This is a genomic window from Micromonospora sp. WMMD729 (assembly GCF_049315225.1).
GTDB lineage: Bacteria > Actinomycetota > Actinomycetes > Mycobacteriales > Micromonosporaceae > Micromonospora.
On record NZ_CP186059.1, the window covers coordinates 324693 to 344272 of the forward strand.

General features: G+C 72.5%; 15 protein-coding genes. 6 read left to right on the forward strand and 9 right to left on the reverse strand.

What is annotated here, in order from left to right:
* Window positions 1-6 precede the first annotated feature (6 nt).
* Window positions 7-762, forward strand: coding sequence for a dienelactone hydrolase family protein (locus tag ACN263_RS01500; RefSeq protein WP_422738038.1), 756 nt, complete (start codon window positions 7-9; stop codon window positions 760-762).
* A gap of 25 nt (window positions 763-787) precedes the next feature.
* Here the strand turns inward: ACN263_RS01500 and ACN263_RS01505 are convergent, their stop codons facing one another.
* The 7 genes from ACN263_RS01505 to ACN263_RS01535 all read right to left on the reverse strand — a co-directional run bounded on the left by ACN263_RS01505 (window position 788) and on the right by ACN263_RS01535 (window position 11885).
* Window positions 788-1315, reverse strand: coding sequence for a DUF421 domain-containing protein (locus ACN263_RS01505; protein ID WP_422738039.1), 528 nt, complete (start codon window positions 1313-1315; stop codon window positions 788-790).
* Between the two features lie 40 nt (window positions 1316-1355).
* Window positions 1356-2459: an L-dopachrome tautomerase-related protein gene (locus ACN263_RS01510; protein WP_422738040.1), complete on the reverse strand. Its 1104-nt coding sequence runs from the start codon at window positions 2457-2459 to the stop codon at window positions 1356-1358.
* A gap of 193 nt (window positions 2460-2652) precedes the next feature.
* A complete protein-coding gene (locus tag ACN263_RS01515) occupies window positions 2653-3528 on the reverse strand; it encodes an SMP-30/gluconolactonase/LRE family protein (protein ID WP_422738041.1) in 876 nt (291 codons plus the stop codon).
* A 94-nt stretch (window positions 3529-3622) separates the two neighbouring features.
* Window positions 3623-6055: an ATP-binding protein gene (locus tag ACN263_RS01520; RefSeq protein WP_422738042.1), complete on the reverse strand. Its 2433-nt coding sequence runs from the start codon at window positions 6053-6055 to the stop codon at window positions 3623-3625.
* 95 nt (window positions 6056-6150) lie between these two features.
* A complete protein-coding gene (locus ACN263_RS01525; protein WP_422738043.1) occupies window positions 6151-9165 on the reverse strand; it encodes a S8 family serine peptidase in 3015 nt (1004 codons plus the stop codon).
* 609 nt (window positions 9166-9774) lie between these two features.
* Window positions 9775-11025: a DUF222 domain-containing protein gene (locus ACN263_RS01530; RefSeq protein ID WP_422740563.1), complete on the reverse strand. Its 1251-nt coding sequence runs from the start codon at window positions 11023-11025 to the stop codon at window positions 9775-9777.
* 380 nt (window positions 11026-11405) lie between these two features.
* A complete protein-coding gene (locus ACN263_RS01535; protein ID WP_422738044.1) occupies window positions 11406-11885 on the reverse strand; it encodes a winged helix-turn-helix transcriptional regulator in 480 nt (159 codons plus the stop codon).
* A 107-nt stretch (window positions 11886-11992) separates the two neighbouring features.
* Between ACN263_RS01535 and ACN263_RS01540 the strand changes: the two genes are divergently transcribed.
* Entirely contained in the window at window positions 11993-13534 is a 1542-nt protein-coding gene (locus tag ACN263_RS01540) for an MFS transporter (RefSeq protein ID WP_422738045.1), read from the forward strand.
* Window positions 13535-13646: 112 nt separating this feature from the next.
* Here the strand turns inward: ACN263_RS01540 and ACN263_RS01545 are convergent, their stop codons facing one another.
* Complete coding sequence (locus ACN263_RS01545) at window positions 13647-14513, reverse strand: oxidoreductase (protein ID WP_422738046.1); 867 nt, start codon at window positions 14511-14513, stop codon at window positions 13647-13649.
* A 137-nt stretch (window positions 14514-14650) separates the two neighbouring features.
* Here ACN263_RS01545 and ACN263_RS01550 point away from each other — a divergent pair, with 137 nt between their 5' ends.
* The 3 genes from ACN263_RS01550 (at window position 14651) to ACN263_RS01560 (ending at window position 17247) form a co-directional block, all read left to right on the forward strand.
* Window positions 14651-15532, forward strand: coding sequence for a helix-turn-helix domain-containing protein (locus ACN263_RS01550; RefSeq protein ID WP_422738047.1), 882 nt, complete (start codon window positions 14651-14653; stop codon window positions 15530-15532).
* A gap of 44 nt (window positions 15533-15576) precedes the next feature.
* Window positions 15577-16119: a TetR/AcrR family transcriptional regulator gene (locus ACN263_RS01555; protein WP_422738048.1), complete on the forward strand. Its 543-nt coding sequence runs from the start codon at window positions 15577-15579 to the stop codon at window positions 16117-16119.
* Between the two features lie 96 nt (window positions 16120-16215).
* Window positions 16216-17247 carry a medium chain dehydrogenase/reductase family protein gene (locus ACN263_RS01560; protein WP_422738049.1) on the forward strand — a complete coding sequence of 344 codons (1032 nt, stop codon included), beginning with the start codon at window positions 16216-16218 and terminating at the stop codon, window positions 17245-17247.
* A 6-nt stretch (window positions 17248-17253) separates the two neighbouring features.
* Here the strand turns inward: ACN263_RS01560 and ACN263_RS01565 are convergent, their stop codons facing one another.
* The gene (locus ACN263_RS01565) at window positions 17254-18033 is read right to left on the reverse strand and encodes a SigB/SigF/SigG family RNA polymerase sigma factor (protein WP_422738050.1); all 780 of its coding nucleotides are present in this window, start codon (window positions 18031-18033) and stop codon (window positions 17254-17256) included.
* Between the two features lie 284 nt (window positions 18034-18317).
* Here ACN263_RS01565 and ACN263_RS01570 point away from each other — a divergent pair, with 284 nt between their 5' ends.
* The gene (locus ACN263_RS01570; RefSeq protein WP_422738051.1) at window positions 18318-19532 is read left to right on the forward strand and encodes a PP2C family protein-serine/threonine phosphatase; all 1215 of its coding nucleotides are present in this window, start codon (window positions 18318-18320) and stop codon (window positions 19530-19532) included.
* Window positions 19533-19580: the final 48 nt, after the last annotated feature.

A 19580-nucleotide genomic window follows, 5' to 3' on the forward strand; every position in this document is an offset into this window, starting at 1 on the left:
GGCTCGGTGCAGACGACGACGGTGGACATCCCGACCAGCGACGGTGTGGCGGACGCGAGCCTGACCCGGCCCGACGGCGACGGTCCGTTCCCGGCCGTGCTCCTGTTCATGGACGCCTTCGGGCCGCGGCCCCGCCTGGTGGAGATGGCCGAGCGGATCGCCGAACGGGGCTACCTGGTGCTCACGCCCCACCTGTTCTACCGGGCCGGCCGGGCGCCGCTGTTCGACCTGTCCCGGCTCGGCGAGGCCGACCAGCGGGGGGCTCTCTTCGAGAAGATCGTGCCGCTGATCGGGGCGCTGACCCCCGACGTGATCAGCCGCGACACCGCCGCCTACCTGGACTTCCTGGCCGCGCGCGAGGACGTCCGGCCGGGCCCGGTCGCGATCACCGGCTACTGCATGGGCGGCACCAACGCGCTGCTGGCCATCGAGGCGCACCCGGACCGCATCGCGGCCGTCGCCAGCTTCCACGCCGGGCGGGTCGTCACCGACGCGCCGGACAGCCCGCACCGGGGCGTCGGCTCGATCACCGGCGAGCTCTACTTCGGGCACGCCGACGCGGACCAGTCCATGACGCCCGAGCAGATCGCCACCCTGGAGCAGGCGCTCGACGCCGCCGGCGTGCGGTACCGCTCCGAGGTGTACGAGGGCGCGCACCACGGCTTCACCATGGCCGACACCCCGATGTACCACGAGCAGGGCACGGAGCGGCACTGGGTGGCCCTGTTCGACCTGCTGGACCGCACCCTGCCGGCGAGCTGAGGCGGGACGCCGCGCAGGACGGCGGTCAGCCGAGACCGCCCTGCGCGCCACGGTGCCCCCGGGGCCGGCCGGGCGTACGCGTGGTGACGCTGAACCGTCCGTCGGCCTCCATCCGCACCTCCCGGACCTGGTCGAGGTCGACGACGCCCTGCTCGCGCAGCAGGGTGTGCAACTCCTCGTCGGTGATCAGCTCCCGGCGCATGTTCTCCCGCAGGATCCGTCCGTCCCGCACCAGCACCAGCGAGCTGGGTCGGATCAGCCGGGCGGCGGCCGGCCAGCGGTACGCCACGGCGTTCAGCAGGTACGACCAACCGATGATCACCCCGACCAGCAGCACCCCGTCGGTCACCGAGTTGTAGCCACCGGACATGCCGTTCTGGGCGGCGTCGGCGAGCAGCACGATGACCAGCAGGTCGGTGACGCCGGTGGTGCCGCTCTCCCGCTTGAGAATGACCCGCAGGAGGGTGAACAGCGCCAGGTACATGACGCTGCCCCGGACCACGATCTCCAACAGCGGGGTGTCCGGGACGAACAGCTCCTGCCAGTCGGCCACCCGACGGGCTACCCGCCGCCCGAGCGGCCATGCCTACGGCTCAGCGGCGCAGCAGCACCGGACCGGCGTCGATCCGGACGCGGAACAGCGCGTACGGCTTGCGTCGCAGGTCCTGGCCCCGCTGGAACTGCGGCTGCCGGTGCAGCTGGTTGGCGGTCACGTAGAGGCGCCCGTCGGTGGCCACCGACATGGTGTCCGGCCAGAGCAGGCGCGGGTCGTGCACGAGGGTCTCGTACGCGCCGTCCGGCGACCGCCGCAGCACCGCGTTGTGTTCGTACGAGGTGAAGTAGAGCCGCCCCTTGTCGTCCGACTCCAACCCGTCCGACCCGGTCCCCTTGTCCCCCTCGTCGACGACGGTCGCCGCCACCGCCTCCTGGGTCACCGACGGGTCGGCCAACGCCTGGGCCGAGACGCTGTGCAGGTGCCGGGACAACAGCGGGGAGTAGTAGAGCCGCTCGCCGTCAGCCGAGATGGCGATGCCGTCGGAGCCCATCGCCAACGGCTTCGCCGGTCCGTCCGCCGGCCGGTTCAGCAGCGGGCGCCCCTCGACGAAGGGGCGGAAGGTCGTCACCGGGTCCGCCTTCGTGGACGGGTGGTCGTGCAACCGCCGCCAGGAGGCACCGCTGGCCAGGTCCACCACGATGATCCCGTTCGGCCCGGAGTCCGTCGAGTCGGTGAGGTACGCGACCCCGGCCTCGCCCCGGCGCAGGTCGAAGCGGACGTCGTTGAGGTACGTCGTCGGCGGTGCGACGTCCTGCGGAAAGGTGATCACCTGGGCCACCGTGTCGGTGTCCAGGTCGATCCGGACCAGCTTCGGCCCGCCCGGCTTGGTGGGCTGGAACATCGGGCTGCCGGTGTCCACCACCCACAGCCGGTCCGCCGGGTCCACCACGCTGCTCTGCACCGACACGAACGCGCCCGCGTCGTCGACCCCGGACGGGCTGTTCCACGCCTCGTCGGGGAAGGGCACCTCCTGGCCGTCGCGCAGCTCGACGACGGTGGCCGGCGGCTCGTCACCCCACTGCGGGAAGTTGACGAAGATCCGCCCCTGGTGCGAGACGCTCACCCCGGTCGGCATCGGGCCGGTGAAGGTGTGCACCAACTCCAGCTCGCCGACCGGCTCGTCGCCGACCGGCCCGTTCATCACGCGCGCTCCACGGTGCTCATCGTCCAGCCCCCTGCCGGTCGACCGACTGTTCACCTACCGCGTGCCTATTCCCGCCCCGGCGTCCGATATGCCTCGGGTCGCCAGGGTCGCTCGGCCGGCGTCGTCGGTGCGCGGTCCGGCCGGGCCGTGGTCAGGTCGGGGGCGCCGGCGTGGGCTGCCCGGCGTTGCGTCAGGCGGGGCTGGCGTACCGGGTGGGCAGGCCGGGGACGGGGACGTCGACCGCGAGCAGCGCGCCGTCCATCGGTCCGGCCGTCGGGAGGCCGACCGAGGCGGTGCCGATGAAGAGACGCCGCAGGTCGGCGCCGCCCAGGCAGATGCCGGCCGGCTGGGCCGCCGGTAGCCGGATCTCCCGGTCCAGGGTGCCGTCCGGCCGGTAGCGGCGGACGGCGGAGCCGCCCCACAGCGCGACCCAGAGGTGGTCCGCCGCGTCGACCGTCATCCCGTCCGGGCTGCCCTCGCCGGGGGAGAGCCGCACGAACGGCGTCCGCCCGTGCAGGTCGCCGGTGGCCGCGTCGACGGTGAACCGGTCGATCGCGCCACGCGGCGTGTCCGCCAGGTACATGGTGGTGCCGGCGGCGTCGAACGCCGGCCCGTTCGGGATGGCCATGCCGGTCACCACGGACACCGGCGCGGCACCGGGCGCCAGCCGGAACAGCGTGCCGCCGCCGGGCGTCTGCGCGTACGCCATGCTGCCGGCCCAGAAGCGGCCGTGCCCGTCGGCGACGGCGTCGTTCATCCGGGTCGGCTCGGGCGCGTCGGCGACCAGTTCGGCGACCGGCCGGGGGTCGCCGGCGGCGGGCAGCACGGCGATGCCGGTGCCGGCGGCGGCCAGCCACTCGCCGGGCCGGTCGGCGACCGGGGCGACCGCGCCGAGCGGCACGTCGAGGCGGCGCAGCTCGCGTAGCGGGGCAGGCCGGTCGCCGTCGGTCTCCAGCAGCCGCCCGGCCAGCAGGTCGACGAGGACCAGCCGGCCGTCGACCCAGCGCAGCCCTTCGCCCAGCTCCAACCGTTCCGCGTTCCAGACGGTCGGTTCGGTCAGCTCCATCTCGCTCCTCCTGCGGCTTTCCGGCGGTGGCAGGGGTCCGTGCCGTTGCGCGGACCGTACCCCGCCGCCCCACCGGCCACGCTCCCGCGTCGGCTCAGGCCGGGATCAGCTCCCGGCAGCGGCGCAGCGCGGCGAGAGCGAGCGGCGCGTCCCGGCCCGCGATGCCCGCCTCCAGTTCGGCGATCGCGTCCGCTGCGCGGGCCGGATCACCCGCCGCCACGGCCGCCTCGGCCAACACCGGTACCGCGTCGGCGGCCCACGCCAGGATGCCCTTGGCCCGCACCAGCGTCAGGGCCTCGGTCGCGTGCCGGACGGCCTCGTCCGGCTGCCGGCGCAGGAGCAGCCGGGCCAGCGCCGAGAGCGACTGCACCAGCGGCCAGATCGCGCCCACCCGCCGAGCATCGGTCACCACCGACCGGAGCGCCCCGTCGGCCGCCCGTACCTCGTCGTCCCCACTGGCGGTCCGGGCCAGCACGGTGGCCAGGTCGGCCCGCGCGTCGAGCAGGGTGACCGGCATCCGTTCGGCACTGACCACCAGCCGGGACAGTCGCTCGGCCAACCCGTCGAACCGCCCGGCGGCCCGGTCCAGCGACAGCTCGGTCGCCTCCACCAGGGGCGCGAGCCGCTGGTAGCCGGTCTCCTCGACCAGCTCGCGGCCATCGGCGAGCAGCGCCGTGGCCCGGGCCAGGTGTCCGGCGTGCAGCGCGCCCTGCGCCCAGTTCAGACAGGCCCGCGCGTGTTCGCGGGGCCGGTCGACCAGGTCGGTGGAGCCGCGCAGCTGCGCCACCAACGCCCACCCGTTCGGGTCGCCCAGCTCCAGCAACAGCGAGGCGCGGGCGATGCGTACCGCGAGGTGCGCCGCCGGGTCCCGGCTGGCCGTCGCGGCGGCCTCCGCCTCCGCGCACCGCGCCAGGTGGTCGTCGACATGCCGTCCCACCACGGTGTCGGGCGCCGCCAGCACCGCGAGGGCCGGGGCTCGGCGGCGCGGTGCCCGCAGGTACGGCACGGCCCGTTCGATCTCGGTGTACCCGCGCAGCGCCTCGCCCTGCTGACGCAGCATCCGGCCGAGCACCAGGCCCAGTTCACCCCGGGTGCCCGGCGGTAGCCGACGGTCGGCCAACAGCCGTTCCAGCACCGGAATCGCGGTCGCCTGACTGAGCCCGTCGATGGCCGACCGGCCGAGTTTGCCGGCCAGCCGCGCCCGGACCGGTCGGGGCAGCTCGGCGATGTCCATCGTCTGGAGCAGGAAGTCGGCGGCGGTCGCGTCGTCGCCGCGCTCGGTCGCCAGGTCGGCGGCGGCTTCGGCGTTGCGGACGAAGTCGGCGCCGCTGCCGGCCAGCCGGTAGTGGTGGGCGAGCTGGGCCACCGGTCGGGGCAGTTCCTGCTCCAGCACCCGGGCGACGCGCAGGTGCAGCCACTCCCGGGTCTCCCGGGGCACCAGGTGGTACACGATCTGACGGGCCAGGTCATGACGGAACCGCAACCCTTCGCCGTCGTCGTGCAGCACGCCCGCCCGGTGCGCGACGGCCAGTGCCGCGCCCACGGTCGCCCGGTCCTCGGCGAGCGCCGCGGCGAGGACGCGTTGATCGGGTGCCCGGCCCAGCACGGCGGCGGCGCCTAGCACCTCGCGGGTGGCCTCGTCCAGCGGGCGCAGTCGCCAGAGCAGCACGTCCTGCAGGACGAACGGCACGCTGTCGTCGGCGAGGGGGTCGCCGCCGCGCTCGGCGAGCGTCCGTAGCACCTCCTCCACCACGAACGGGATGCCGGCGGTGCGGTCGAGCAGGGTGGCGGTGAGCCGGGGCGACGGATCGTCCAGCCGCAGGGTCCGGGCGGCCAGTCGACGTACGTCGTCGGCGTCGAGAGGACCCAGCGGGACGCGGGTGACCGCTCGGGGCGTACGCGAGAGCACGTCGTGGATCGGTGTGCTGCCGCCCGGCGGCGGCGTGCGGGCGGTGAGCAGCACGGCCAGACCGTCCACCGGACGGGCACTGAGGTAGCCGAGGAACTCGCAGGTCGCCGGGTCGGCCCAGTGCAGGTCCTCGAGCAGCAGGGTGGCCGGGCTCAGTGCGGTCAGCACCGCGGCGACGGCCCGCAGCAGCCGGTGCCGTTCGGCTGCCGGGTCGGCCAGCGGTGGCGGCGCGGCGGGCAGCACGTCGGCCAGCTCGGGCAGGAGCGGCGCCAGCGCACCCGCCACCGGGTTGAGCGCGTCGGCCGGTCCGAGGCGATCCGCGCCCGCCCGGATGGCGTCCAGCAGTACGCCGAATGGAAAGGGCTCCGGCACGTCGTCGCACTCGCCCACCAGGTGCTGACCGTCCAGTGTGGCGAGAAGTTCGGTGACCAGTCGGCTCTTGCCGATGCCGGGTTCGCCTTCGAGCAGGACCAGGCACGGCGGGGTCTCGACGAGCCTGCGTAGCTGGGCCAGCTCTGCCCGGCGTCCGACGAACTCGACGGGTCCGCGCAGGCGCGCGGGGCGCACGAAGGTGGAACCCCCGCCGCCCCGCGTCGTGTTGTCGTCGTCGCCGCTCACCGTGGGGCGAGCAGATCACCCGCGCTTCGCTGCCCGGCCGCCCGGCGGGCCGGCGGTGACTCAGGTCACACGCCGGCCCCCGGGCCATGCTCGGGTCAGGACTGGACGGTGACCGGAACCGTCTTGAGCGACCCGTCGCCGGTGCGGAACTCCAGCACCCCGAGGTAACGCCGCCCGGGCTGGAGCCCGGACCAGCGCAGGGTGAGGTTCGCCGTCGCGCCCGGCTGCACGCTGCGCTGCTTCGGGTCGATGGTGAACCGGCCGGTCGAGGTGCCCGGCGCGCCCGGCAGGTAGCTGGTGACCGTGTAGGCGTTGGTCTCGTCCGCGACGTTCTCGGTGAACGCCTGCTCGACGACCACGATGTAGTCGCCGGCACCGTCCGGCAACGTCACCTTGGCGCCGTCACGGCCGCTGACGGTGGCGGTGACGAACTTCCCGTCCTTGTCGTAGACGTTGACGCTGAACTCCGTGCACTCCATCACCCCCTCCTCGTCGTCCCAGTCGATGTGGGAGCAGGTGGGTCGCGCCGACGTCACCTGCACGATCGGGTTACGGGTGCCGGCCGGTACGTGCAACGTGCTCCTGCTCATCGACGCGGGCAGCGGAACGGGCAGGTTGTTCGACGTGCTCCAGTCCCAGCTCGGTGCGTCGCCCGTGAGGGTCACCGCGGTACTGGTACCCGAGGTCAGGCCGGAGAGCTGCGAGATCAGCTTGCCCTGGTAGCCGACCTCCGCGGCGATCCGGACGCTGCCAGAGGTCCCCTTGCCCACGATGGCGTCGGGGGCGACCAGGCCGGAGTTGTGCACGATCAGCGGGGTGCGTACCCGGTGCTCGAACTGGTCGCTCCAGGTGAGCGAGCCGTCGGCCCAGGTGTCGAACGCGCCACCGGCGTTGGTGACCTCCACGCTGAAGCGGGCGGACCTGCCGGGGCGGATCTGCATCTTCGCCGGGGTGACCTTGACCTTGTAACCCGGCGGGGCCTGCACCGACGAGGTGTAGGTGCTGGTCTTGTCGCCGACGTTGGTGACGGTCCGGGTGACCGTCTGTTTGCCCACCATCCGGCCGAGCGCGATCGACGGGTAGTTGAGCTGCGCGGTGTCGATCGCGCCGATCGTGTCGCAGCCCGCCAGGTTGCCGAGGCCGAAGTCGCCGCCACGGTCGGCGGACACCCCGCACAGGTACCTGAGCCAGTCCTGCTGGTCGGAGTCGTACACCAGGCCCGGGTCGAAGGCGTCGCCCGGCTTGACCTGACCGGACCCGTAGTTGAGCGGGGTCGCGTCCCGGGTGCCGATCTTGATCGGGTTGCCCTTGTCGGTCTTGTCCGTGGCGCTGGTCATCAGCGCGGAACGGACCACCGCCGGCGACCAGTCGGGGTGTTTGGCCAGCAGCAGGGCGGCGATGCCGGCGATGTGCGGCGACGCCATCGAGGTGCCGGACTCCAGCGCGAAGTCCTCCCCGCCGATGGACGGCGAGAACGCCGCCACGATGTCCTGCCCGGGCGCGCTGATGTCCGGCTTGAGCAGTTCACCGGCGTTGAGGTTCGACGGCCCCGCCGACGAGAACGCGGCGACCGACGGCGCTTCGACGATTTCCAGCTTGGCCGGCGAGATGGTCGCCGTGGCGTTGCCCTTGGCGACGTACGCGGTGACCGTGGCGAGGTCCACCTCGTTGATGTGGACGGTCGGCACCGTCTGGACGTCGGCGTTGAGGGAATTCAGTTCGTCGTTGTAGAGCACCATCCCGATGCCGCCGGCCCGGGCCACCTCGACGCTCTTGTCGGTACGCGGGATCTCGCCCCGCAGGCAGAGCACGATCGCGCCCTTCACCTTGGCCGGGTCCAGCGTGTCGTCGGCGCAGAGGCCCGCGCCGTACGCGCCGTCCGGGTCGAGCGCGCTGTCCCGGGCGAAGACCAGCCGCGCCGGACCGACACCGGTGTCGCCCAGGCCCGCCCCGGTGATCCGGGTACCGTCGCCGAGGGTGAGCGTCCGGTTGTTCTGCCGGTCGGTGGTGCTCGCGGCCACCGTGGTCACCCACGGCGTCGAGTTGTCGACCGTGTTGGGGTACGGGCCGGAGTTGCCGGCGGCCGCCGCCACGAACACCCCGGCCGCCGCCGCGTTGAAGAACGCCGCGTCGACCGCGCCGAACTGCTCGCTGTCGTCACCGATCGAGTAGTTGATCACGTCCACGCCGTCGGCGACCGCGTCGTCGATCGCGTGCACGATGTCGATGTCCGTACCGGACGCCGAGCCGGCGCCGTTGTCGTACAGCGCCTTGTAGATCGCGAGCCGGGCGGCCGGCGCCATGCCGGAGATGGTGCCCAGTTCACGGCCGCCCTGCGTGGCCCGTACGCCGTGGTTGCCGGCGGCGGTGCTGGCCGTGTGGGTGCCGTGACCGTTGCGGTCCCGGGGGGACTGATAGTCGTCCGGGAACGCGTCGGCGATTCCGCTGTCGTTGTACCAGCGCGCACCGATCACCTTGTTGTTGCAGGTGACCGGCGCCTCGACGCCGACGTCGCAGGTGCCCTTCCACTTGGCGTCGATGATCGCCTGGTCCGGCCGGGGGGTGGGCAGCGCCGCGAAGCTCGCGCTCTCCGGCCAGTACCCGCTGTCGATGACGCCGACGATGACGCCCTCACCGGCGCGGGAGTCCCCACCGAACTGCTGCTGCCACGCCCCGCCCTTGCCGGTGAGGCCGAGGTAGTCGGGCGTGTGCGAGGTGGCCGCGTGCACGGTGCGGCTCTCGTACACCGCCCGTACGCCGCGCGTCGCACGCAACCGGGCCGCCTGCGGCCCGGTCAGGTCCGCGGCGAAGCCGTTGAACGCGGTCTCCAGGGTGACCCGGGTCCGGTCGGCCGGCACGCCGACGCCGGCCAGGACGGCCGCGCGTTGCTGCCGGAGATGCTCCCGGTAGGCGTTGGCGGTGCCGGAGGTGCGGTTCAGCTTGCCGCCGGGCGCCGGCTTGGTCGCCGCGATCCCCGGAACCCCACCGGTGTACGTCGCCAATGGCTCCTCGGCGAGCTGAACCAGGTACCGGGCCGTCGGGCCACTGCTGGTCGGGGCGGCGGTGGCGCTGCCGGGCAGGCTGGTCAGGCCGGCCGCGGTCAGCGCCACGGCGGCCAGGATGCTGACGCCGCGTCTGGTCCGTCCGGGCCGATGTGTGATCGGTTGTGGCACGTCGTTGCCTCCACGTTCGGTGCCGACCGTCACGACTGATGACGGTGGCCGAAACGTAGGATCGGCGCCGATCTTCCAGAAGCACTCGTAACTTCGTTGTCATCTTGGAAACAAGCTCGTAACGTCGCGGGTACTTTGCGCGTCATTTTCGATCGCGAATCCGGCGCTGCCGCTGGTTGTGTCGGGCGATGCCTGTGCTCGATCCGGCCGGTGCCTGTGTTCATGCTCGTGCCGAGCCGCCTGTGCCTGTCTTCCCTGCCCGTGCCGTGCCGTCCCCGTCCCCGTCCTCGTGCCCGCGCCCGTGCCGTGCTTGTGCCCGCGCCGTGCCGTGTCCGCGCATCTCGCACGGCGCCCATGGCGTGCCTGTCTCCGTGCCCGTGCCCGTGCCCGTCCTCGTGGCCGTGGCCGTGGCCGTGCTTGTGCCCGCGCCGTGCCGTGTCCGCGCATCTCGCACGGCGTCCGTGCCGGTGTCCGCTACTGCAGACGGGCGTTCTGGTCGCGGGCATGGTTCGCCTCTTGAAGGTCTCGCTCGTCGGGTGGGTTGGCTTATCTGCGTCGGTGATAGTGGTTGCGGCGGGGGACTTGTTCGGGATCGAGCCACGCAGGTGGAACGAACACCGGGTGGCCGTCACCGCTGAGTCGGACGTGCCAGTCGCTGTGGTGGATGTGGCGATGGTGGTGGCCGCAGAGGAGGACGGCATTGTCGAGGCTGGTTTCGCCGCCGTCTGCCCAGTGTCTGATGTGGTGGGCGTCGCACCAGCGGGGTGGGCGGTCGCAGCCGGGGAAGGTGCAGCCGCGGTCGCGTAGGACGAGTGCCCGGCGTAGTGGCCCGGTGATCAGGCGACGTTGTCGACCGACGTCGAGGACCTGGCCGGCGCTGTCGAGGACGGCGGGCAGGATGGCGGCGTCGCAGGCGAGGCGGCGCACTGTATCCGGGGTCAGCGTGGGGCCGGTGTCGAGGAAGCCGCCGCTGAGCTGCCGAGTCAGCGTGTCGTAGGCGGTGGTGACGACGATTTGAGCGGGGTCGCCGCCCTTGGCGGGCAGTTCTCCGGTGCGCAGGGCGAGCCGACAGATGTCGGCGAGCGCGTCATGGCGGCGCTGCGCGGCACTGCGCGTGTCGTCGAGGCCGGTTGGTGTGGTCAGCGGGTCGATGGCGGCGCGGAGCAGGCCGGCGGTTTCGGCGTCGAGGGTGCCGGTGAGGCGCAGGCGGCCGTCGGTGAGAGTGGAAAGGCTGACGTGGCGGTCACGGGCGGCGCGCCGGGCGTCGGCGTCGAGGGCGGCCTTGGCGGCGGCGTCGGCGATCTCGGGGGCGACGTGGTCGAGGATGCGGGTGCCGAGTTTGCGCAGCAGGGTGGGCTCGAACTGCCCGGCCCAGTCGACGAGCACCGTGACAGCCTTGTCGGCGGCTTCCGGACCGGCGGTGGTGTGGACGGTGGTGACGGTGTCGGTGATGACGTGAGCCTGGTCGAGCGTGATGTCGGCGTCGGCCAGTGCCTGACGTATCGCGGGGTGGCCGGTGTCGAGGGCACTGGCGAGGTCGACGAGGCGGCGGGCCGTCGGGTTGGTGAGGTGGAGGCGTTCGCGCAGCCATATCGCCGTGGACGACGCGCCTTGAGCGATCGCCGTTTTCCTGCCGTCCAACTCTCGGATCAGGGCCAATTTGACGGCGGCGAGGCGCTGCTCGATGCGGTGGGCGGCGTCGAGCGCGGCGATGAGATCGTCCGCGGGGAGAGCCCAAACCCCCGTGTCGGCGCAGGCCGCGACCGCGGCCTCTGCCTGCCTCAGCCCCTCCAACATGACCTGAGAATAGAACGCCTGTACGACAATTCTACTGACCAAGATCGATCGGTGCGCTGTGCGCTGTGCGCTGGGCGCGGCTCCCGACCGTCTGGCCGCCTGATTGCCCCGACCGCGCCGAACGACCACCTGATCGCACCGACCAACTGACCGCCGCCGGTGGTCCGGAGCGGCATGGCCGCGCCGGCCGCCCCGACCGCGTAGGCCGCGCCGGCCGCCCCGACCGCGTAGGCCGCGCCGGCCGCCCCGACCGCGTAGGCCGCCCCGACCGCGTCGGGTGGCCCGACCGCGTCGGGTGGCCCGGCCGCGCCAAGTGGCCTAGCCGCCCCGGACGGCCCAACCGTCCCGGGTGGCCCGAATGGCGGCGCCTGGCTGAGGTGTCAGGAGCGGCGGATCAGGCCCGGCCCGGCGGTGATGTCGATCTCGCCGTCCTTGACGTCGTGCCCGGCGGCGCAGCGGAGCACCGCGTGGACCGGCTCGCCGCAGTCGTGGTGGGTGGCCCGGATGCCGGGGCCGGCCTCGTCGGCGCTCCAGGTGTCGCCCCAGTTGCGCAGTGCGGTGATGACGGGCAGCAGGTCGCGGCCCTTGCGGGTGAGTTGGTACTCGTGGCGGGTGCGCTGGCCCGGTTCCCGGTAGGGGATCCGTTCGAGGAGGCCGGCGGCGACCATCTCCTTGAGCCGGGCCGCCATGGCAGGCTCGCCGACCCCGACGCGGCGGACGAAGTCGTCGAACCGCCGGGTGCCGAGCAGCGCCTCGCGCAGGATCAGGATCGTCGAACGGCTGCCCACGACGTCCATCGCCCGGGCCACGGAGCAGTTCTCCATCGACCAGGCTTCGCGGTCTTCCCGTAGGTCCTCCATGTCATCCAGCTTACCTGGCTTGCGTTGACGCTAGCCAGGGGAATCATCGGGCGTTACGCTGGCTTAACTATGCATAAGTCAGCCGAATCTCGACCCGAGGACGTCAAGTGACCACCAGCAGCACGGCCCCGAGCGGACCGTCAGTCATCACCCGCGCGCCCGTGCGCGGTTCCCGCGCGGTGACGCTGATCGCCATGTGTCTGGGCGCGATGATCACGTTCCTCCAGATCACCGCCACCGTCTCCGCCCTGACCACCATCCAGGCCGACCTCCGGGTCGACCCGACCACCGTGATCTGGATCCCCAGCGCCTACACCCTGGTCGTGGCGAGTCTGGTGCTCTCCGCCGCAACCCTGGGCAACCGCTACGGGCGACGGCGCATGTTCGGCGCAGGCATCCTCGCGATGATCGTCGGCGGCGTCGCCGTGGCCAGCGCGCCCACCGTGGGCTGGGTGATCGTCGGCCAGTTGGTCGCCGGCCTCGGCGGTGCCCTGATCCTGCCGAACAGCCTGGCGATCCTCGGCGCGACGTTCACCGACCCGCACCGCCGTACCGAGGTCATCACCGCCTGGTCGGCCGCCTCCGGCATCGGTCTGGCGGTGGGCCCAATCATCGCCGGTGCGTTGCTGCGCCACCACTCCTGGCACAGCGTCTACGTCTCGACGATCGTGCTGGGCGTGGTCACCCTCGTCGTCACCGCCATCGGGGTGGCCGAGTCCCGGCCGAGCGCGGGACGACTCGACCTGCCCGGCCTGCTGCTCGGCACCGTCGCCATCGCCGCCGCCGTCTACGCCATGATCCAGGGCGGACGCGACGGCTACACGAGCCCGGTCGTGTCGACCGCCTGGATCGTCTCGGCCGCCGCGCTCGTCGCGTTCGTGCTGGTCGAGCTGCGCAGCAGCGCGCCGATGCTCGACGTACGGCTGTTCCGCTCGGCGTCGTTCAGCGCCGTCATGGTCGTCGCCGCCGTGTCGCTGTTCGGCTTCACCGGCGTGGCGATCCTGCTCGTCCTCTTCCACGAGCGTGCCCAGGCGCTCAGCCCGCTGGACACCGGCTGGCGGATGCTGGTGCTGTTCGGCGCGTACATCCTGGTGGCCTTCGCCGCCGGGCGGACCATCCGGCGTACCGGATTCAAGGCGCCGCTCACGGTCGGCCTGGTGCTCGGCGCGGTGGCCACCTTCGGGCTGGCGACGCAGGGTCCGACCACGACGTTCGACCACCGCTGGGCACTGTTCGTGCTGTTCGGCGCCGCCAGCGGTCTGGTGGTGGCACCGGCCACGGCGGCGGCGCTGGCCAGCGTGGCCCCCGCCCAGGCCGGTATGGCCTCCGGCGCGGTCAACGCCTCCCGTCAGGTCGGCTCGGTGCTCGGCTCGTCCCTGCTGGGCACGCTGCTCACCACCACGATGGCGGCCGACCTGCCCGACCGGCTCGCCGCCCACCAGGTGGGCGAGCCCACCCGGAGCGCCGTGCAGGCGGCGGTCGCGTCCGGCGCGACCGGTGGCGAGCCGCTGCCCGAGCCGGTCCGGTCGGCGCTCGCCGAGGCCATGACCTCCGGAGTCCAGGCCGGTCTGCGGGTCAGCGGCATCGTCTTCCTCGTCACCGCCGTTCTCGCGCTCACCCTCATCCGCAACCGCCCTCACCAGCACTAGCGAGGCAGGGCCCGACGCAGGCCGTCACGCCAGCGCCGGGCCGTCACGTCAGCGCCGGGCCCGGCGGCGCCAGCACGGGCCGGGGTACGCGCAAACACGCCCGACTTCGCGTTCAGTCGCCGATCGTGTTCAGATCCTCGATCGCGTCGGCCGGCAGCGTCAGGTCGGCCGCGGCGAGGTTCTCCCGCAGGTGCGCCAGCGTGGAGGTGCCGGGGATCAGCGCCATGGTGGGGGAGCGCTGCAGCAGCCAGGCCAGGGCGACCTGCTGCGGCGAGGCGCCCACCCGGGCGGCCACGGCGTTGAGTGTGTCGGACTGCAACGGCGTGAAGCCGCCGAGCGGGAAGAACGCGGCGAACGCGATGTTCTCCGCCGCGCAGCGGTCGACAAGCGGGTCGTCCTGCCGGTTGGCGAGGTTGTACAGGTTCTGCACGGTGACCACCGGGGCGATGGCCTGGGCCTCGGTGAGCTGGGCGAGGGTGACGTTGCTGAGCCCGAGGTGACGGATGAGGCCCTGCTGCCGCAACTCGGCCAGGGCGCCGAACTGCTCGGAGAGGGGATCGTCGCCGGTGCCCTCGGCCACCCCGACCCGCAGGTTGACCACGTCGAGGGCGTCCAGGCCGAGGTGCCGGAGGTTGTCGTGGACCTGGGCCTTCAGCTCGTCCGGCGCGAGCGCGGGGATCCAGGAGGCGTCGTCGCCGCGCCGCGCGCCGACCTTGGTGACCAGGTGCAGATCCTCGGGGTACGGGTGCAGCGCCTCGCGGATCAGCTCGTTCACCACCACCGGGCCGTAGAAGTCGCTGGTGTCGATGTGGCGTACCCCTTGGTCGACGGCCTCGCGGAGGACGGCGAGGGCCTGCGCGCGGTCGCGCGGCGGGCCGAAGACGTGCGGGCCGGCGAGCTGCATCGCGCCGTACCCCATCCGGCTCAGGGTGAGGCCGTCGGCGGGGGTCAGGGCACCGCCGGGCAGGTTGTCGCTCATGTCGTTCCTCTATCCGTTGTCGTCGCAGGTATGCGCAGGACGACTGTCCGTCGTTCGCGGCCGGACCGGCAGGGCGAGGTGTTCCTGGTTGTGACACGACCAGTCACCGGGTCACCTTCCGATCTACCGTCGAGGGCATGGACGCCACCAACCAGCTCGGCGAGTTCCTGCGGGCCCGTCGCGAGCGGATCCGACCCGAGGAGGTGGGCCTCGGCCCGGGCGTCGGCCTGCGTCGGGTGCCCGGGCTGCGGCGCGAGGAGGTGGCGATGCTGGCCGGGATCAGCGCCGACTACTACCTGCGGTTGGAGCAGGGGCGTGAGCGGCACCCCTCGGTGCAGGTCCTCGACGCGCTCGCCGGGGTGCTGCGACTGGATCCGGAGGCGACCGCGTACATGATCGGGCTGACCCGGCCGCGGTCGCGCCGGGCGGTCCGACCGGCCGCCGAGCGCGTACCGACCAGTGTGCTTCACCTGGTGGGGCAGCTTTCGATGCCCGCGTTCGTGCAGAACCGCTACCTGGACATCCTGGCGTCGAATCGGATGGCGAGGGCGCTGTCGCCGAACCTCGCCCCAGGTGCGAACCGGCTCCGCGCGGTGTTCCTGGACGCGGCGGAGCGGGAGTTGTTCCGGGACTGGCGGCAGGCGATGCAGAAGGTGGTGGGTCAGCTGCGCGCCGACTCGGCCGCGGACGCCGACGACCCCCGGCTGGCCGCGCTGGTGGGGGAGTTGTCGCTGAAGAGCGACTGTTTCCGCCAGTTGTGGGCCCGGCACGAGGTACGCGGGCGGGAGGGCGTGGTGAGCCGGCTGCACCACCCTGAGGTGGGTGATCTCGACCTGTACTGTGACAAGCTCGCTATTTCCGGCGCGGAGGGGCAGCTCCTGGTCGTCTACCACGCCGAGCCCGGTACGGAGTCCGAGCGCCTGCTCGCGCTGCTCGGCTCGATCGCCGCCAGCACCCCCGACGACGGCGTGGACAGCATCCGGCCCGGCGATCCGGCTCGCCTCTATCCCTCGGAGTGAGCCGGGCTTGACACCATCATGTTTGTGAGTGCACACTCACAAACATGCGATCCACCGCCGAGGCCCGCCGGGCCACCGTCCTGAACGCCGCCGTGTCGGCCTTCGCGCGTACCGGCTTCCACGCCACGCCGGTCACCGCGGTCGCGGCCGCCGCCGGCATCTCCGAGGCGTACGTCTTCCGGCTCTTCAACGGCAAGCTCGGGTTGTTCGTGGCGGCGGCCGAGGCGTGCTTCGAGCGGATCGTCGCGGCGCTCGAGATGGGCGCGGAGCGCGCCGGTGACGCCGGCCCGGACGAGATCCTGGACGCGATGGGTGGCGCCTACGCCGAGTTGATCGCCGACCGTGATCTCCTGCTGCTCCAGGTGCAGGCGCAGGCGGTCACGGACGTTCCCGAGATCGCCGAGGCGGTACGGGCCGGCTACCGGAGTGTCGCCACCTTCGTGCAGAACCGATCCGGGGCCAGTGACGCTCAGGTGCAGCGGTTCTTCGCGTACGGCCAGCTGTGCCACCTGATCGTGACGGCCGGCCTGGAGCAGGTGCCCGAGCCCTGGGCGCGCGCGCTGACCGCCGGTATCCGGCACCCCTGACCACCCACGTCCGAGAAGTTCCGGGCCGCTCCCTGGCGGCCCACTTTTTCCACCCATGATGTGTGTGAGTGCACACTCACTAACAGGAGGCGACAGATGAGCAGCAGCGGAATGATCACCGAGGTGGTACTGCCCGGCGTGGTCGAGCCGGACGGGCTCCAGATCGAACGACGTCCCATGCCGGTTCCGGCCGCCGGGCAGGCGCTCGTTGAGGTCGAGGCCACCGGCATCTCGTACGCCGAGCAGAGCATGCGCCGGAACCTCTACCCGGGTCAGCCGGCGTTCCCGTTCGTGCCCGGCTACGACCTCGTCGGCACCGTCCGCGCGGTGGGATCGGGCGGTGACGAGTCGCTGGTCGGTACCCGGGTCGCGGCGGTCACCAAGACCGGCGCCTGGACCACGCACGCCGTCGTGGACATCGACGACCTCACGCCCGTACCACCCGGCCTGGACCCGGCCGCGGTCGAGACCGTCGTGGTGAACGGGGTGACCGCCTGGCAGATGCTGGGCCGGGCCCGGCTGCGGGCCGGGCAGACGATCCTCGTGCACGGCGCGAACGGCGGTGTGGGGACGGTCCTCGTCCAACTCGGCCGTCACCTCGGGCTTCGGGTCATCGGCACCGCGGCCCCGCGACACCACGAGGCGCTGCGGGCGCTCGGCGTCGAACCGCTCGACTACCGAGCCCCGGACCTGGCCGGGCGCGTACGGCAGCTGTCCCCCGAGGGTGTCGACGCCGTCTTCGATCCGGTGGCCGGACCGGGCGTACGCACCTCGTACCGGCTGCTCGCTCCCGGTGGCACGCTCGTCGTCTACGGCACCGCCTCGGCCACCGGCGCCGCCCGGTCGATCGCCTGGGTCTTCGTGAAGCTGCTGGCCCGGCTCTACACCTGGAACGCCCTGCCGAACGGTCACCGGGTCGGCTTCTACAACTTCTGGGCCGGTCGTCTCACCCGCGGCGCGGCGTTCCGGCGTCGGCTGCGTACCGACCTCGGCACCGTGCTCGACCTGCTCCGCCAGGGCGTGCTGGTGCCGCAGATCGCCGCCCGCTACCCCCTGACCGAGGTCTCCGCCGCGCTGGCCTTCGCCGAGGCCCGTACCCGGCCCGGCAAGGTGGTGCTGGAGCCCTGAACCGGCTCAGCCGATGTCCTCGGCGAGGTGTCCGCGCAGGGTCCCGAGCGCCCGGGTGAGCAGTCGGGAGACGTGCATCTGGGAGACGCCGATCCGCTCGGCGATCTGGGCCTGGGTCAGGTTGCCGTGGAACCGCAGGCTGAGGATCCGGCGTTCGCGTTCCGGCAGCGTGGCGAGCGCCGGGCCGAGGGCGACGCGGAGGTCGACGAGGTCCAGCTCGTGGTCGTCCACGCCGAGGGTGTCGCCGAGTTCCATGGTGCCGTCGACTCCCACGGGGGTGGACAGTGAGGTCGACCGGTACGCCCGGGCGCCCTCCAGCCCTTCCAGCACGGCCTCCTCGGAGACGTCGAGGTGGGCGGCGATGTCGGCGACCGTCGGCGAGCGGCCCAGGGTGTGCGTCAGCGTGCTGTTGGCGGCGCTGATCGCCAGCCGCAGTTCCTGGAGGCGGCGCGGCACCCGCACCGCCCAGGTGCGGTCCCGGAAGTACCGCTTGATCTCGCCGGCGATGGTCGGGATGGCGTACCCGCTGAAGTCGACGCCGCGGCCGGCGTCGAAGTGGTCGACGGCCTTGACGAGGCCGACCATGGCGGTCTGCGTCAGGTCCTCGTCGGGCACACCGCGCCCGGAGTAGCGGCGGGCCAGGTGGCGGGCGAGTGGCATCCACGCCTCGATGGCACGGTCCCGCAGTGCCGGTCGGCGCGGGTCGTCGGCCGCAAGGGCGACCAGTTCGACGATCAGTTCGTCCGTACGCCGGTGGTCGTGAGCAGTGTCGGTGGTGGTGGCCACGGGATGGTCCTCTCCACGGGTGCCCGTCTACGAGGCCGACCGGAGAGAGATCCGAACCGGCTGCCGCCGGAGCGCATGGACGGACGGGATGCGCTGTCGAGGAGGGTCCACAACCCGGGCCTCGCCACCGCGTCATGTCGTTCGTGTGCCAGCCCCGACGCTACCCGAAAGGGCCAGCTATTACTAGCCGAAAGTATGAGTGGGCGAAGGTGGAGCGAGGTCAGGCGCACATTGGCAGTTCGCTCCCGGGCTCCTAGGGTGGTCAGGACACGGGGAGGTGGAGCGTGGTCGACGCTGGCGACGCGGCGCGTTGGCTACAGCTCAACGCACCCCGGGGTGGGCCGGACGAGCTGTCGCTCCTCGTCAACCGGGCGGCCCCGGCGATCGGCGCCACCGAGATCGTGATCTACCTGGCCGACTACACGCAGTCCTGCCTCGTGCCCATGCTGGGCGCCGGTCTGACCCGGGACGAGTTGACGATCGAGACCACGCTGGCCGGGCGGGCGTTCACGACCCTCGACGTGCAGCGAGCCGCCGAAGCCCCGGACCGACTCTGGGTGCCTCTGCTGCTCGGCTGTGAGCGGCTCGGTGTTCTGGAGGTCGTGTCGCCGGCCGCGGGGGACCCGGCGTTGGACGGTCCCGTCTGGGAGTTGGCGGTCAACGTCGCCCAGGTCCTGGTGAACCGCCGCCTCTACGGCGATGTCGTCGAGCGGATGCGACGCCGCCTCCCGATGCAGGTCGCCGCCGAGATCGTGTGGGGGCTGCTGCCGCCGCTGACCTTCGCGACCGACGATCTGGTGGTCACCGCGATCCTCGAACCGTGCTACGACGTCGGCGGGGACATCTTCGACTACGCGCTGAACGGCGACGTGCTCAGCGTCGGGCTCTTCGACACCTGCGGGCACGGCATCAGGGCGAGCAGCCTGGCGTCGCTGGTGGTCAGCGCGTACCGCAACGCCCGCCGGTCCGGCCTCGACCTGGTGGACACGGCCATCAGCATCGACCGCTGGGTGCGCTCGGAGCACCCGAGCTATTTCGCGACCGCGCTGCTCGCCGAGCTGGATCGGCGGACCGGCCGGCTCAGAATCATCAACGCGGGTCACCCCGGGGCCATGTTGCTGCGCGACGGCAAGGCGATCCGGGAGCTGCCGGGGCCGACCGCGCTGCCGCTCGGCCTCGGTCACCTGTCGGAGAGAAGACCCCGGGTGTACGAGGAGGACCTGCACCCGGGGGACCGCCTCCTCGCCTACACCGACGGCATCACCGAAGCGCGCAGTGCCGACGGGGAGCGGTTCGGTCTGGACCGGCTCGTCGACTTCGTCAATCGCGCCCTCAACGACAGCCAGCCCAGCCCGGAGACGATGCGGCGCCTGGTGCGCGCGGTCCTCGCCTACCAGGACGAGCAGCTCGACGACGACGCGACCGCCCTGATCCTGGAGTGGCAGCCGCAGCACCTCCCGCTGGGGCACCTGCGCCACGTCACCGCGCCCCACCCCTGACCGTCGAGTGGGATTTTGCACTCCGAGTGCACTTGTCTCCGGATCGAG